Annotated in this window: 14 protein-coding genes; 11 read left to right on the top strand and 3 right to left on the bottom strand. The window is 76.2% G+C overall.

Translation table 11 applies throughout. The features are described 5' to 3' along the window. Positions 1-304: 304 nt before the first annotated feature. The 8 genes from D0Z06_RS20650 to hisG are packed head-to-tail and all read left to right on the top strand — an operon-like array spanning position 305 to position 6,525. On the top strand, positions 305-1,018 hold the full coding sequence (locus tag D0Z06_RS20650; protein WP_117379420.1) for a DUF1775 domain-containing protein: 714 nt from the start codon (positions 305-307) through the stop codon (positions 1,016-1,018). A 55-nt stretch (positions 1,019-1,073) separates the two neighbouring features. Then, on the top strand, positions 1,074-1,745 hold the full coding sequence (rpe, locus tag D0Z06_RS20645) for a ribulose-phosphate 3-epimerase (protein WP_233517850.1): 672 nt from the start codon (positions 1,074-1,076) through the stop codon (positions 1,743-1,745). Beyond that, on the top strand, positions 1,742-2,905 hold the full coding sequence (gene ribD / locus D0Z06_RS20640) for a bifunctional diaminohydroxyphosphoribosylaminopyrimidine deaminase/5-amino-6-(5-phosphoribosylamino)uracil reductase RibD (RefSeq protein WP_233517849.1): 1,164 nt from the start codon (positions 1,742-1,744) through the stop codon (positions 2,903-2,905). The genes rpe and ribD overlap by 4 nt, the downstream gene beginning before the upstream one ends. Before the next feature lies 1 nt (position 2,906). After that, on the top strand, positions 2,907-3,515 hold the full coding sequence (locus tag D0Z06_RS20635) for a riboflavin synthase (RefSeq protein WP_117379419.1): 609 nt from the start codon (positions 2,907-2,909) through the stop codon (positions 3,513-3,515). Continuing rightward, complete coding sequence (locus D0Z06_RS20630; RefSeq protein WP_117379418.1) at positions 3,512-4,831, top strand: bifunctional 3,4-dihydroxy-2-butanone-4-phosphate synthase/GTP cyclohydrolase II; 1,320 nt, start codon at positions 3,512-3,514, stop codon at positions 4,829-4,831. Before D0Z06_RS20635 ends, D0Z06_RS20630 begins: the two co-directional genes overlap by 4 nt. Continuing rightward, positions 4,828-5,355: a 6,7-dimethyl-8-ribityllumazine synthase gene (gene ribH / locus D0Z06_RS20625; protein WP_117379417.1), complete on the top strand. Its 528-nt coding sequence runs from the start codon at positions 4,828-4,830 to the stop codon at positions 5,353-5,355. Before D0Z06_RS20630 ends, ribH begins: the two co-directional genes overlap by 4 nt. Further along, on the top strand, positions 5,352-5,615 hold the full coding sequence (locus tag D0Z06_RS20620; protein WP_117379416.1) for a phosphoribosyl-ATP diphosphatase: 264 nt from the start codon (positions 5,352-5,354) through the stop codon (positions 5,613-5,615). The genes ribH and D0Z06_RS20620 overlap by 4 nt, the downstream gene beginning before the upstream one ends. Positions 5,616-5,658: 43 nt before the next feature. Continuing rightward, positions 5,659-6,525: an ATP phosphoribosyltransferase gene (hisG, locus tag D0Z06_RS20615; RefSeq protein WP_117379415.1), complete on the top strand. Its 867-nt coding sequence runs from the start codon at positions 5,659-5,661 to the stop codon at positions 6,523-6,525. 66 nt (positions 6,526-6,591) lie between these two features. Here hisG and D0Z06_RS20610 read toward each other — a convergent pair whose 3' ends face one another. Continuing rightward, entirely contained in the window at positions 6,592-6,921 is a 330-nt protein-coding gene (locus tag D0Z06_RS20610; RefSeq protein WP_117379414.1) for a PspC domain-containing protein, read from the bottom strand. Between the two features lie 106 nt (positions 6,922-7,027). Beyond that, on the bottom strand, positions 7,028-8,038 hold the full coding sequence (locus tag D0Z06_RS20605; RefSeq protein ID WP_117379413.1) for an oxamate carbamoyltransferase subunit AllH family protein: 1,011 nt from the start codon (positions 8,036-8,038) through the stop codon (positions 7,028-7,030). A 360-nt stretch (positions 8,039-8,398) separates the two neighbouring features. On the opposite strand from D0Z06_RS20605, the gene D0Z06_RS20600 reads away from it, so the two are divergent. The 3 genes from D0Z06_RS20600 to D0Z06_RS20590 all read left to right on the top strand — a co-directional run bounded on the left by D0Z06_RS20600 (position 8,399) and on the right by D0Z06_RS20590 (position 11,912). After that, complete coding sequence (locus D0Z06_RS20600; protein ID WP_117379433.1) at positions 8,399-10,255, top strand: PucR family transcriptional regulator; 1,857 nt, start codon at positions 8,399-8,401, stop codon at positions 10,253-10,255. 70 nt (positions 10,256-10,325) lie between these two features. Then, entirely contained in the window at positions 10,326-11,069 is a 744-nt protein-coding gene (locus D0Z06_RS20595) for a DUF5995 family protein (protein ID WP_117379412.1), read from the top strand. 84 nt (positions 11,070-11,153) lie between these two features. Then, on the top strand, positions 11,154-11,912 hold the full coding sequence (locus D0Z06_RS20590) for an SDR family NAD(P)-dependent oxidoreductase (RefSeq protein ID WP_117379411.1): 759 nt from the start codon (positions 11,154-11,156) through the stop codon (positions 11,910-11,912). 85 nt (positions 11,913-11,997) lie between these two features. Here D0Z06_RS20590 and D0Z06_RS20585 read toward each other — a convergent pair whose 3' ends face one another. Then, entirely contained in the window at positions 11,998-13,569 is a 1,572-nt protein-coding gene (locus tag D0Z06_RS20585; protein ID WP_233517848.1) for a helix-turn-helix domain-containing protein, read from the bottom strand. Positions 13,570-13,604: the final 35 nt, after the last annotated feature.

Genomic DNA, 13,604 nt, shown 5'->3' with positions numbered 1-13,604 from the left:
TCCCGCCGCGGCGGCAGCCAGCCGGCCAGCGGCCCGGCCGGCAGCGGATCGGGGTCGGCCGGCTCCCACTCCGACGGGCGCGGGTCGAGCGGGGTCACCATCACCCCGACCTCGTACCGCGCCCCGACCGCCATGCCCGCACGATAGGCCGGGGGTACGACAGAAACCGGCCGCTGAGCAGCACCTTCCTCCGGCCTCTCCCTGCCGTCGGGCGTGGGTGGCGGGGCGATGGCGCGCAGGGGCTCGGACGGGTGTCGCGGGGTCCGCGGGAACCCCCGGGGGCCGGCCGACGACTGATGGTGGCGTGACCCGCGTCGTCCGCTTCCTCGTCCCCGCCGTGCTGGCCGCCGTCCTCGTCGCCGTCGGCGCCGGCCCCGCGGCCGCGCACGTGCACGTGACCGCACCCGACGCCGTCGCCGGTACCGGCCCGGTGACGCTGACCTTCAGCGCCGCGGCGGAGTCCGAGACCGCAGGCATCACCGGGTTGCGCACCCGGCTGCCCGAGGGGATCGCACCGGCCGACGTGGGCCTCGCCACCGGCCCGCAGGGGTGGGCGCTCACCCCCACCGACACGGGGTTCCGGGTGGGTGGCCCGGCCCTGCCGGTCGGCGAGGGCGCCGAGTACGCGGTCACCGTCACCGCCCTGCCCGCCGGGGTCACGACGCTGGCCTTCCCGACGATCCAGCAGTACGCCGACGGCAGCGAGGACGCCTGGATCGAGCCGGCCCTCCCGGGAGCGCCCGAGCCCGAGCGGCCCGCGCCGGTGCTCGCCGTCGCCCCGGGCGCGCCGGCGCCGGCCGCGACGGCACCGGCCGCGACGCCGAGCCCCGCGCCCACCACGACCGCCCCGGCCCCCGCCACGGAGCCGGCGCCGGACACCGCTGCCACCCCCCTCGACGAGACCGGGGACGGCGGCACCTCCGTCCCGGCCGGCGCCTGGTGGGCGGGTCTGCTCCTGCTCGTGGCCCTGGTCGGAGGCGCCGTGCTCTGGGGGCGGCGCAGCCGCCGCCGGCGGTGACCGCCGCCGCTCCCGTGGGCGGAGGGTGATCACCGCCCGCCTAGACTCGGCGGACGTGGCCCGCACCCCGATGATCGCGCCGAGCCTGCTGTCGGCCGACTTCGCCCGCCTCGCCGACGAGGCCCAGCGGGTCGCCGACGCCGACTGGCTGCACTTCGACGTCATGGACGCGCACTTCGTGCCCAACCTGACCTTCGGGCTGCCGGTCATGCAGGCGGTGCAGGCGGTGAGCCCCGTCCCGCTGGACTGCCACCTCATGATCGAGGCGCCGGAGCGGTGGGCCCCGGGCTACGCGGAGGCCGGCGCGCGCAACGTCACCGTGCACGCCGAGGCCTGCAGCGACCCCCGTGCGCTGGCGCGCGACATCCGGGCCGCCGGGGCACTGGCCGGCCTGGCGCTCAAGCCCGGCACCGACCTCGACCCCTACCTCGATCTCCTCCGGGACTTCGACACCCTCCTCGTCATGACCGTCGAGCCCGGCTTCGGCGGCCAGGAGTTCATCGCCGCGACGCTGCCCAAGGTGCGCCGTGCCCGCGAGCTGGTCGACACCGGCCACCTCACCGTCCTCGTCGAGGTCGACGGCGGGATCAACGCCGACACGATCGAGCAGGCCGCCGCCGCGGGCGCCGACGTCTTCGTCGCGGGCTCGGCGGTCTACGGCGCCGACGACCCGGGCCGCGCCATCGCCGCGCTGCGGGCGCAGGCCGCCGCGGCGATGCCCGGGTGAGCGGCACCGACGCCGAGCGCGCGGCCGCGGCGCACGGGTCCAGCGCCGATGCCCGGGCGCGCGAGGCCGGCGCCGATGCCCGGGCGCGCGAGGCCGGCGCCGATGCCCGGGCGCGCGAGGCCGGCGCCATGAGCCGGGCGCGCGAGCTCGGGGAGTCCGTCCTCGGCACCACCAGCCCCAACCCCCCGGTCGGCGCCGTCGTCCTCGCCGCGGACGGCACCGTCGCGGGGGAGGGCGCCACCGCCCCGCCCGGCGGCCCGCACGCCGAGGTCCGCGCCCTCGAGCAGGCGGGGGAGCGGGCCCGCGGCGGCACCGCCGTGGTCACCCTGGAGCCGTGCGCCCACACCGGCCGCACCGGGCCGTGCGCCGACGCGCTGGTGGCCGCCGGGGTCGCCCGCGTCGTCGTCGCGGTCCCCGAGCCGACCGAGTTCGCCGGCGGCGGTGCCGAGCGGCTGCGCGCAGCCGGCGTCGACGTCGAACTCGCCGTCGAGCGCCAGCAGGCCGAGGACGGCGCCCTGGCCGCCTGGCTCACCGGCGTCCGGCTCCGGCGGCCCCACGTGGTCTGGAAGGTCGCCGGCACGCTCGACGGCCGGGTCGCCGCCGCCGACGGCAGCAGCCGGTGGGTCACCGGCCCCGACGCGCGCGCCGCCGTCCACCGGCTCCGGGCGACCTGCGACGCCGTCGTCGTCGGCTCCGGCACCGTGCTCACCGACGACCCGCAGCTCACCGTCCGCACCCCCGACGGCCGGGACGCCCCGCGGCAGCCGCTGCGCGTGGTGGTCGACCGGCGCGGCCGCCTCCCGGCCGGCGCCCGGGTGCGGGACGGTGCCGCGCCCACCCACGTCAGCACCGCCGCGGACCCGGCCGGGCTGCTCGCCGAGCTGTTCGACCGCGACGTCCGGCGAGTCCTGCTCGAGGGCGGCCCCACGCTCGCCGCCGCCTTCCTGCGCGCGGGGCTGGTCGACGAGGCCGTCGTCCACCTCGCCCCCAAGCTGCTGGGGGCCGGCGCCCCGCTGGTCGGCGACCTGGGAATCACCGGCATCGGCGACGCGCTGACCCTGGACGTCGTGGACGTCACCCGGCTGGGCGGGGACGTGGGGATCCGCCTGCGCCCCACCCGGCACACTGGGGACGACGGATCCGCGGACGGGAGGGGCTGAGGTGTTCACCGGCATCGTCGAGGAGATGGGCACCCTGCTCGCTCGCGAAGGGGACGGCGACTCCGCCCGGCTGCGCATCCGCGCCGCCCGGGCGCTCGAGGGGACCGCGCTCGGCGACTCCATCGCGGTCAACGGCGTCTGCCTGACGGTCACCTCCGTCGACGACGGCGCCTGGAGCACCGACGTCATGGGGGAGACCCTGCGCCGCAGCAGCATCGGCCGGCTGGGCGTGGGCGACCCGGTCAACCTCGAGCGCGCGGTCACGCCGCAGACCCGGCTCGGCGGCCACATCGTCCAGGGACACGTGGACGGCGTGGGCACCGTGCTCACCCGGACCCCGGCCGAGCACTGGGAGGTCGTGCGGGTCTCGCTGCCGCCCGAGCTGGCCCGCTACGTCGTCGAGAAGGGCTCGATCACCGTCGACGGGGTGTCGCTGACGGTCAGCGCGGTGAGCGACGCCGGCCTCGCCGAACCCTGGTTCGAGGTCAGCCTCATCCCCACCACGCTGCGCGAGACGACGCTCGGCACGCTCCCCCCGGGGAGCCCGGTCAACCTGGAGGTCGACGTCATCGCCAAGTACACCGAACGACTGCTGGGAGCGCGCCGGTGACCACCCCGGGCCTGCGGCTGGACTCCGTCGAGGACGCCATCGCCGCCATCAAGGACGGCCGCCCCGTCGTCGTCATGGACGACGAGGACCGCGAGAACGAGGGCGACCTGATCTTCGCCTCGGAGCTGGCCACCCCCGAGCTGGTGGCGTTCATGGTCCGCTACACCTCCGGCTACATCTGCGTGGCCGTCACCGAGGCCGATGCCGACCGGCTGGACCTGCCGCCGATGTTCCGGGTCAACCAGGACCGCCGCGGCACCGCCTACACGGTCACCGTCGACGCCCGCGAGGGCGTCACCACCGGCATCTCCGCGCACGACCGGGCGCACACCATCCGGCTCCTGGCCGACCCGACCACCAACTCCGCCGACCTGGCCCGGCCGGGGCACATCGTCCCGCTGCGGGCCAAGGACGGCGGGGTGCTGCGCCGTCCCGGCCACACCGAGGCCGCCGTCGACCTCGCCGTCCTCGCCGGGCTGCGCCCCTCGGGGACGCTGTGCGAGCTGGTCAGCGAGAAGGACCCCACCGGCATGGCCCGCGGCGAGGAGCTGCGCCTCTTCGCCGACGAGCACGGCCTCTGCCTGGTCTCCATCGCCGACCTGATCGCCTACCGCAAGCGCTTCGACAAGCTGGTCGAGCGGCTGGCCGAGGCCACCGTCCCCCTGGCCCCCGGGACCTTCACCGCGGTCGGCTACCGCAGTTCCTACGACGACCGCGAGCACGTCGCCTTCGTCTACGGCGACGTCGGGGACGGCGAGGACGTGCTCGTCCGGGTGCACTCCGAGTGCCTCACCGGCGACGTGTTCGGCTCGCTGCGCTGCGACTGCGGCCCGCAGCTGCAGGCCGCGCTGGCCGCGGTCGCCCAGGAGGGCCGCGGCATCGTGCTCTACATCCGCGGGCACGAGGGCCGGGGCATCGGCCTGCTGCACAAGCTGCAGGCCTACCAGCTGCAGGACGCCGGGGTGGACACCGTCGACGCCAACCTCGACCTCGGCCTGCCCGCCGACGCCCGCGACTACGGCACCGGCGCGCAGATCCTCGTCGACCTCGGCGTGCACACCATGCGGCTGCTCACCAACAACCCCGCCAAGCGGGCCGGGCTGGAGGGCTACGGCCTGAAGATCAACGGCCGGGTGCCGCTGCCCAGCCACGTGACCGCCGAGAACCTCGCCTACCTGCGCACCAAGCGCGACCGGATGGGGCACCTGCTCGACATCATCGAGCCCGAGACCGAGGCCGGCCCCGCGGACAGCCCGGGCGCCGCGACGGTGCCCGGCACCGAGGTCCCGCTGCGCCGGACGGAGCAGCAGCTGTGAGCGGCCGGGGTGCCCCCGAGGCCCGGCCGGTCGATGCCGCGGGCCTGACCCTCGGCGTCGTCGCGACGACCTGGCACGCCGAGCTCACCGACGCGCTGCTGGACCGCGCGCTGGCCGCCGCCCGCGCCTGCGGGGTGGCCGAGCCCACCGTGGCGCGGGTCCCCGGCGCGGTGGAGCTGCCGGTGGTCGCCCAGGCGCTCACCGACCGGCACGACGCCGTCGTCGCCCTCGGCGTGGTCGTCCGGGGCGGGACGCCGCACTTCGAGTACGTCTGCGACGCCGTCACCGCCGGGCTCACCCGGGTCGCCCTCGACGCGGGCACCCCCGTGGGCAACGGCGTCCTCACCTGCGACACCGAGGAGCAGGCCCGCGACCGCGCCGGGCTGCCCGGCTCGGCCGAGGACAAGGGCTGGGAGGCCACCGTCGCCGCGCTGGCCACCGCGCTGACCCTGCGCGGGCTGCGCGGGCCGCACGGGCCGACCGGCTTCCGCGTCCTGCCGGCCGGCCAGGAGGCCCGCGCGTGAAGACCTTCGACGAGCTGTTCGCCGAGCTGTCGGCCAAGGTGGCCGCCGGCGACCCGGCCTCCGGCACGGTCAGCGCCGTCCGCGACGGCGTGCACGCCGCGGGCAAGAAGGTCGTCGAGGAGGCCGCCGAGTCCTGGATGGCCGCCGAGCACGAGGGGGCCGAGCGCACCGCCGAGGAGGTCAGCCAGCTGCTGTACCGGGTGCAGGTGCTCATGCTGGCCCGCGGGCTGAGCCTCGACGACGTCTACGCGCACCTGTAGGCCCGGCCTACCCCCGAACCACCCCACCGAAGGAGTTCCCACCGTGCTGCGCATCGCCGTCCCCAACAAGGGCGTCCTGAGCGAGCCGGCGGCCGAGATGCTCGCCGAGAGCGGTTACCGCCAGCGCCGCAGCACCAAGGACCTCGCCGTCTACGACCCCGACAGCGACACCGAGTTCTTCTACCTGCGACCCCGCGACATCGCCGTCTACGTCGCCGCCGGAACGCTCGACGTGGGCATCACCGGCCGCGACATGCTGCTGGAGACCGCCCCGGCCGACGGGCAGGGGGCCGCGGCCGTCGAGGTGATGCCGCTGGGCTTCGGGCGCTCCTCGTTCCGGTTCGCCACCCCGGTGGAGTCGGGCATCGCGGACGTCGACCAGCTGGCCGGCAAGCGGATCGCCACCGCCTACCCCGTGCTGCTGCGCCGCTACCTCGAGGACAAGGACATCAAGGCCGAGGTGGTCAAGCTCGACGGCGCCGTGGAGACCGCCTGCCGACTCGGGGTGGCCGACGCCGTCTGCGACGTCGTCGAGACCGGGACGACGCTGCGCGCGGCCGGCCTGCACATCATCGGCGAGCCGGTGCTCACCAGCGAGGCGATCCTGGTGCGCCGGGCCGGCGCCGAGGAGGTGCCTGCGGTCGCCCAGCTGCGCCGCCGGCTGCGCGGGGTGCTGGTCGCGCGGCAGTACGTGATGCTCGACTACGACTGCCCCAACGACCTGCTGCCGCGGGCGACCGCCATCACCCCCGGCCTGGAGGGCCCGACGGTCAGCCCGCTGCAGACCCCCGGCTGGTCGGCGGTGCGGGCGATGGTGCCGCAGGGCGAGACCAACCGGCTCATGGACGAGCTGTGGGAGCTGGGCGCCCGGGCGATCCTGGTGACCAGCATCCACGCCTGCCGCATCTGAAGGACCCGGTGCCCCCCGCGCCGCGCCGCGCGGGCTCGGCGCGGGACCCTGCACCGGGGCCGCTGCTCAGCCGCGGCGGACCAGCTTCTCGTGCAGCCGGTCGGCCAGCGCGTCGACCGGCCGGGCCTCCTGACCGGCCGGCAGCGGCGCCGGCGGCATGAGCACCCAGAGCAGCAGGTAGACGGGGATGCCGGCACCGCCGGCGAGGGCGAGGGTCACGAAGCCGACCCGCCAGAGCAGCGGGTCGATGCCGGTGTGCTCCCCGAGACCCCCGCAGACACCGCCGGCCATGGCGTCGGTGCGGCTGCGGCGCAGCTCCGTGCGGCGGGGCTGGTGGTCGGCGGCGGTCGGGGGGACGGCGGTGTGCGGCGGGACGGTGGTCTGCGGTTCGCTCATGGCACAGAGCCTGCCGCCACGGGGCCGGTCAGGACCATCCGGGAACCCCCGGAACCGGCCCTGGTCCCGGCCTCGGGGAGCACCCGAGGCCGGGGACCGGGGAGGCTCAGCGGCGGGTGGTGCGCTCCACCAGGTCGATGGCGGTGCACATGCCCAGCGCCATCGCCCGGCCGCTCGTCGAACCGGTGGCCAGCAGCGAGGCGATCGCCGGGCTCAGCGGCCGCTCGCCGACCAGGCCGTGCAGGACCGCGGCGTACTCGCCGCTGACCCGCCCGGCGGCGGCGTGCCGCAGCAACGCCCGGGACAGCTCGGTGGTCCGCCCGGCCGCGAGCGAGTACACCCCCGCGGCGAACCGCTCGGCGGCCGGGTGGCCCAGGAGGACGAGACCGGCCATGGTGCCGGCCATCACGTCGTCCCCGGCGGGCGTCAGCCCGGGGCCGAGCCCGATCAGCCGGGCGGCGGTCCGCAGGGCGGCGTCCAGGTCGGCGCGCCGGACCGCGCCGCGCAGCGCGGCCAGCGGCCCCCCCGGCCCGGCCGGCAGGCCGGGCAGCGTGAAGGCGCTGTGGGGGACGCCCTCCCCGTAGAGCGCGTTGCGCAGCTGGCGCACGCCCTCGGGCAGCAGCGCGGGCCGCGGGCTGGGCAGCCGGGGGCGGGGGTCCCACCACGCCGCCGCGCTGACCGCGAGGTCACCCACGACGATGCGGCCGCCGCCGACCTCGGCCGGGGCGCCGCTGGGGAGGGCCACCAGGGGGCGGCCGTTGCTCGGGCGGAACAGCACGCAGCCCAGGGGGAGGCGGGCGGCGTCGCTGGTGAGCACCCCGACGATGTCGGTGCCGTGGTCGGTCGGCACCTGCAGGTAGACGGCGGCAGGAGCGGTCATCAGGACCCGGGCCGGGCGCACGGGGCCCCGGAGCAGGTCGGCGATCCCGGTGCTGGCGGACGCGGGCACGGCCGCGCGGGCGACCGGGGCGGTCCGCGCCGCTGCCGAGGCGGACACGCGGGGCAGCGGGATGGTCGGGACACCGGCGCGGGCCGCGCGGGCGTCGGGGACGGCGGTGCCGCGACCCGGCAGGCCCCGGGGGACCTCCGGTCCGGTCGACTCGTCGATGGTGCGCATGGGGGCCTCTTCACCGTGGATGCAACGGGAGACCTCCGGCTCGGGCCCCCCGCCCGACCCAGCCCACCGGTGCCGGAGGGGCCGGTCGCCACCGGATCTCGGTGACCGGCTTACCATCCTGCGGGCGGGTAGGCCCGGGCTTCGAACCTATGCGGCGCGTCGCGCGCGGAAGTATGGCGGAAGTAGCCAAGAATGGGGTCGTCGGCCCGGGTACTAATGACAGGCTTCTGTGGTATAGGCCGCCGCATCTCGACCGGGAGGATGGACTCCGTGACCCAGGGTGAAGCCGAGCGTGTGCTCAGCACGCACGGTAACGGCTTGACCTCTTTTCGTCGATCTCCTGCCGTGTCGGAGGTGGCCGTGTCCGAGAACCGCGTGGAACGGACCAGCTGGCAGGACCGCATGGGGCTCTCGCTGCAGGAGGCGCTCGACCTGCCGGTGCTGCGGGCGGCCGAGGTGGTCGCCGGGAGCGGCGGCCTCGACCGCGTGCTGCGGCACATGGTGGTCGACGACCCGGCCGACCCCCTCGCCGCGGCCGGGCCGGAGGTCCTGCTCGTGCTCGGCGCCCGGCTCCCCCCGGCCGACCCGGCCCGCGCCCGGCTGCTGGTCGAGCGGCTGGAGTCCTCCGGCACGGCCGCCCTGGCCTACCGCGGCACCGAGGGGTCCCCGCCGGTGCCCGCGGAGCTGCTCGCCGAGGCCGACCGCCGGGGCCTGCCGGTGCTCGCGCTGCCCGCCGACGTCCGCATGGACGAGCTGGTCTCCGAGGTCCTCGGCGCCGTCGTCGCCAAGCAGGCCGAGGCGTTGTCGCTGTCCTTCCGGATGCACGACCAGTTCATCGACGTGGCGCTCAGCGGCGGCGGGCTGGCCGAGGTCACCGACCAGCTGGCGGTCTACCTCGAGGGCGCCGCGGTGCTCGGGCTGGGGCCCGACCGCGAGGTGGTCACCACCGCGGGCCCGGCCGAGGACGTCGCGGAGATCAGCGACTGGCTGTGGCTGCTCGACGCCGAGGCCGAGGACGAGCTGGCGATGATGACGCCGTCCCGGCGCATCTCCGGTGCCCGCGCCGACATGACCGTGGTGACCCCGGCCGACGTCCTCGCCGACGCCGACCTCTCGCCGGCCGACGGCATCCTGCTCGTGCCGGGGCACCACGAGCTGCCGGGCGGGGTGGGGGAGTACGCCGTCGCCCCGATCATGGCCGGCGACCAGCGGCACGGCTGGCTGGTCGCGGTCAACGGCTCCGGCCCGATGGTCGTCGGCGCCGGTGGCGTCCTGGAGCGCGCCGCGGTGGTCTCCGCCCTGTCGGTGATCCGCCAGCAGGCCGTGCACTCGGTGGAGCTGCGCTTCCAGGGCGACCTGGTCCGCCGGCTCGTCGGCGGGTCGATGCGGCACACCGAGCGGGCGCTGGCGCAGACCCGCTCGTTCGGCTGGCGGCTCGACGGCCCGGTCGTCGTCCTCGTCACCGCCACCGAGACCGCCGCCGACCCGCAGGCCGACCCCACCCGGGCGCTCGACGTCCTCGACCGGCTCGCCGACGGCTGGCGCGCGGCGCTGGAGACGGAGGTCTCCGGCGCGGCCGTGGCCGGGCTGTCCACCGAGATCGTCACCGTGCTGCCGCTGGACGGCCGCACCCCCGAGGAGATCAGCTCGCTGGTCGGGGCGGTCACCGGGCGGGTCAACGCCCGCGTGCGCCGGGTAGGGCGGGTGCTGGGCACCGGGATCGGGCGGCCGGCGGGCTCGCTGTCCGCGCTCGGCGAGGCCCACCAGCAGGCGCAGCGGGCGCTCGCCGTCGGCCAGGAGATCCACGGCACGCAGGCGGTCACGCACTTCGACCAGCTCGGGGTCTTCCGGCTGCTCTCGCTCATCCCCGACAGCACCGAGCTGCGCAACTACGTGGACGAGGTGCTCGGCACGCTGGCCGACGCCTCCGACCCCGACTCCGCCGACCTGCGCGAGACCCTCCGGGTGCTGCTGGAGACCAACCTCAACGTGGCGGAGTCCGCCCGGCGGCTGCACTTCCACTACAACACGATGCGCTACCGCATCGGCAAGCTCGAGCGGCTGCTCGGCCCGTTCACGACCGATCCGACGCTGCGGCTGAACCTGCTGCTCGCGCTGCACGCCGCCCGCATGCGGGGGCTGGACCAGCCGCACCGCCCGCCGGTCGACGCCCCGCTCGCCCTCGCGCCCGACGAGGGCCTCGACGCGTTGATCTGACCCCGGCCACCCGACCGCCCGGGCCGACCTCCCGCAGCGCGGGCGGCGGCCGCAGGGCACGATCACGGGGGTGACCGTGCCGGTGGACGAGCTCATCGCCCGCATGCAGGGGCTGCTGGACGGGCTGGAGGAGGCCGGTGACCCGGCGCGCTTCTTCCTCGCCACCTACCTGCGGACGACGCGGGCGGTGGGCGCGGCCATCGACGGCGACCTGTTCGAGGACCCGGACTGGGTGACCGCCTGGGACGTCGACTTCGCCGACCTGTACCTCGAGGCCCTGGAGGCCCACCGCCGCGACCCGGCGGCGCCGCCGGAGCCGTGGCGGGAGGCGTTCGGCGCCGACCCGGCCACCCGGCCCGAGGGGCACGTGCTGCTCGGCATGAACGCGCACATCAACTTCGACCTGCCGCAGTCGCTGGTGCGGGTGATCGGCCCGGCCGACTTCGCCGACCCCGCGGTGCTGGCCGGCCGCCGCCGGGACCACGAGCGGATCGACGAGGTGCTCGTCGGCCGCGTCGCCGCCGAGGACCGCGCCCTGCAGGCCGCCGGGTCGCGGCGCACCGGCCTGGACCGGCTCCTGGCCGTCGCCAACCGCCGCGCCACCCGGGTCGTGCTGCGCGAGTCGCGGCGGAAGGTGTGGGCCAACGCCGAGGCGCTGCACGTGGCCCGGTTGCGCGGGCCCGAGGAGCACGCCCGCCGCGTGGCGCAGCTGGAGCGGGCCGCCGCCGCACGGGTGGCCGACCTCCGCCGGGGCGGCCCGGTGCTGCTGCGGCTGGCCGTGCGCGGCTTCGGCGTCGTCCTCCCGCCCGGCTGACCGCCCGCCCCGCGCTGCCGGATGCCCGTCGCGGGCGCAGGCTGTCGGGGGTTGCCGCACCGGGCGGCACGGGAGGAGGACCGCATGACCGACGCCGCACGCCCCCTGGACGGCCGGGTCGCCCTGGTGACCGGGGCGTCCTCGGGCATCGGGGAGGCGACCGCCGTCGCGCTGGCCGCGGCCGGGGCCGCCGTCGCGATCGGCGCGCGCCGCGCGGAGCGGTTGTCGGCACTGGCCGACCGGCTGCGCGCCGACGGGGTCCGCGTGCTCACCCTGGACCTCGACGTCACCGACGAGAAGGCCTGCACCGACGCCGTCCGCCGGACCCGGGAGCAGCTCGGCGGGCTCGACGTCCTGGTGAACAACGCCGGGGTCATGCTGCTCGGCACCGTCGTCGGTGCCGACACCGAGGACTGGCGGCGCATGGTGCACACCAACGTGCTGGGGCTCATGTACATGACCCACGCGGCGATCGAGGGCATGGTCGAGCAGGGCTCGGGCGACGTCGTCAACGTCTCCAGCGTCGCCGGCCGGACCGCCCGCAAGGGGGCCGGCGTGTACAACGCCAGCAAGTGGGCGGTCAACGCCTTCAGCGAGTCCCTGCGCCAGGAGGTGACCACCCGGGGCGTGCGGATCTCGCTGGTCGAGCCGGGCGCGGTCACCACCGAGCTGACCAGCCACATCACCCAGCCGGAGGCGAAGGCGGCCTCGGAGCGGATGCACGCGTCGATGACCGCGCTGACCGCCGACGACATCGCCCGCGCCGTGCTCTACGTCGTCTCGCAGCCCCCGCACGTCGCCGTCAACGAGGTGCTGGTGCGCCCCACCGACCAGGAGCGCTGACTGTGAGGTTCGCCAGGTGACCGGACGGCCCCGTCCGGAGGCTCGCCCCGAGCGGAGCGAGGGGTGAGAGGGACGGGGTCCTTGCTCAGTCGTGGAAGACCTCGATGCGGGCGCCCATCTCCACCAGCCGCTCGTAGAGCTGCTCGTAGCCGCGGGCGATGATGTCCACGTTGCGCAGCACCGAGGTGCCCTTCGCGGCCAGCATCGCCAGCAGGATGCACACGGCGGGTCGCAGGGCCGGCGGGCACACCACCTCCGCGTTCGACCAGTGCGTCGGCCCGCTCACCAGCACCCGGTGCGGGTCGAGCAGCCGGACGTCGGCCCCGAGCCGGGTGAGGTCGGAGAGGTGGATCGCCCGGTTGTCGTAGACCCAGTCGTGGATGAGGGTCGAGCCGGACGCCGCCGCCGCGATGACCGCGAAGAACGGCAGGTTGTCGATGTTGAGGCCCGGGAAGGGCATCGGGTGCACCTTGTCGATGGGCGCCCGCAGCTGCGAGGGGTGGAGGGTGACGTCGGCCAGCCGGGTGTGGCCGTTGTCGGCCGGGTACTCGGCCGACAGCTCGTAGACCAGGCCCATCTCGGCGAGCACGGCGAGCTCGATCTCGAGGAACTCCACCGGCGCGCGCCGGACGGTGAGCTCCGAGCCGGTGACGATGCCCGCGGTCAGCAGGCTCATCGCCTCCACCGGGTCCTCGCTGATGGTGTAGTCGACGTCGGCATCGAGCACCGGCCGCCCCTGCACCCGCAGCGTCGTGGTGCCCAGGCCCTCGATCCCCACGCCGAGCAGCTGCAGGTACAGGCAGAGGTCCTGGACCATGTAGTTGCAGCTGGCGTTGCGGATGGTGGTCGTCCCGTCGGTGCGCGCGGCGGCCAGCAGCGCGTTCTCGGTCACCGTGTCGCCGCGCTCGGTCAGCACGATCGTGCGGTCGCCGGCGGCGGGGCCGGCGACGGTGGCGTGGTACTCGCCACCGCGGGCCTGCACCTCCAGGCCGAACGGGCGCAGCGCGATCATGTGCGGCTCGACGGTGCGGGTGCCCAGGTCGCAGCCGCCGGCGTAGGGCAGCGCGAAGGTCCCGGCGCGGTGCAGCAGCGGGCCGAGGAACATGATGATGCTGCGCGTGCGGCGGGCGGCGTCGGCGTCGATGCCGGCCAGGTCGAGCTCGTCGGGGACGACGAGGGTGAGGTCCCGCCCCGCGGCGTCCCACGTGGCCGAGACGCCGATCGAGCGCAGCACGTCGAGGATGCGGTCGACCTCGACGATCCGGGCGACGTTGCGCAGGGTCGTCCGCCCGCGGTTGAGCAGGGCGGCGCACAGCAGGGCGACGGCCGCGTTCTTCGAGGACTTCACCGTCACGGCCCCGCTCAGCGGCGTGCCGCCGGTGACCCGCAGGTGGGTGGGGCCGGCCGGGCCGACGCTGATGAGCTCGCTGCCCAGCGCGTCGGAGAGCCGGCCCAGCAGCTCGAGGGTGAGGTTCTGCCCGCCCTGCTCGATGCGGGCGACGGCGGACTGGCTGGTGCCCAGCCGCGCGGCCAGCTGGGCCTGGGTCAGGCCGTGGTGGCGCCGGGCGTCGCGGACGAGCAGGCCGATGCGCTGCATGGCGGGCGCGGTCGCGGCCTGGCCGGCCGCGTCGGTGGGGGGAGAGTCGATCGCCGTCACGAGAGGGCACCGTATCTCGCATGTGAGATGGACCG

The sequence above is a fragment of the Geodermatophilus marinus genome (genome assembly GCF_003428645.1).
Taxonomy (GTDB): domain Bacteria; phylum Actinomycetota; class Actinomycetes; order Mycobacteriales; family Geodermatophilaceae; genus Geodermatophilus.
Note: the sequence above shows the minus strand (reverse complement) of the source record. Positions and strands in the feature narration are given on the sequence as shown.

What these genes read in the sequence shown, in the direction of transcription:
- D0Z06_RS20610 (WP_117379414.1), bottom strand. Translation starts at nt 6,921, where the DNA reads ATGAGCGAACCGCAGACCACCGTCCCGCCGCACACCGCCGTCCCCCCG.
- D0Z06_RS20605 (WP_117379413.1), bottom strand. Translation starts at nt 8,038, where the DNA reads ATGCGCACCATCGACGAGTCGACCGGACCGGAGGTCCCCCGGGGCCTG.
- D0Z06_RS20590 (WP_117379411.1), top strand. Translation starts at nt 11,154, where the DNA reads ATGACCGACGCCGCACGCCCCCTGGACGGCCGGGTCGCCCTGGTGACC.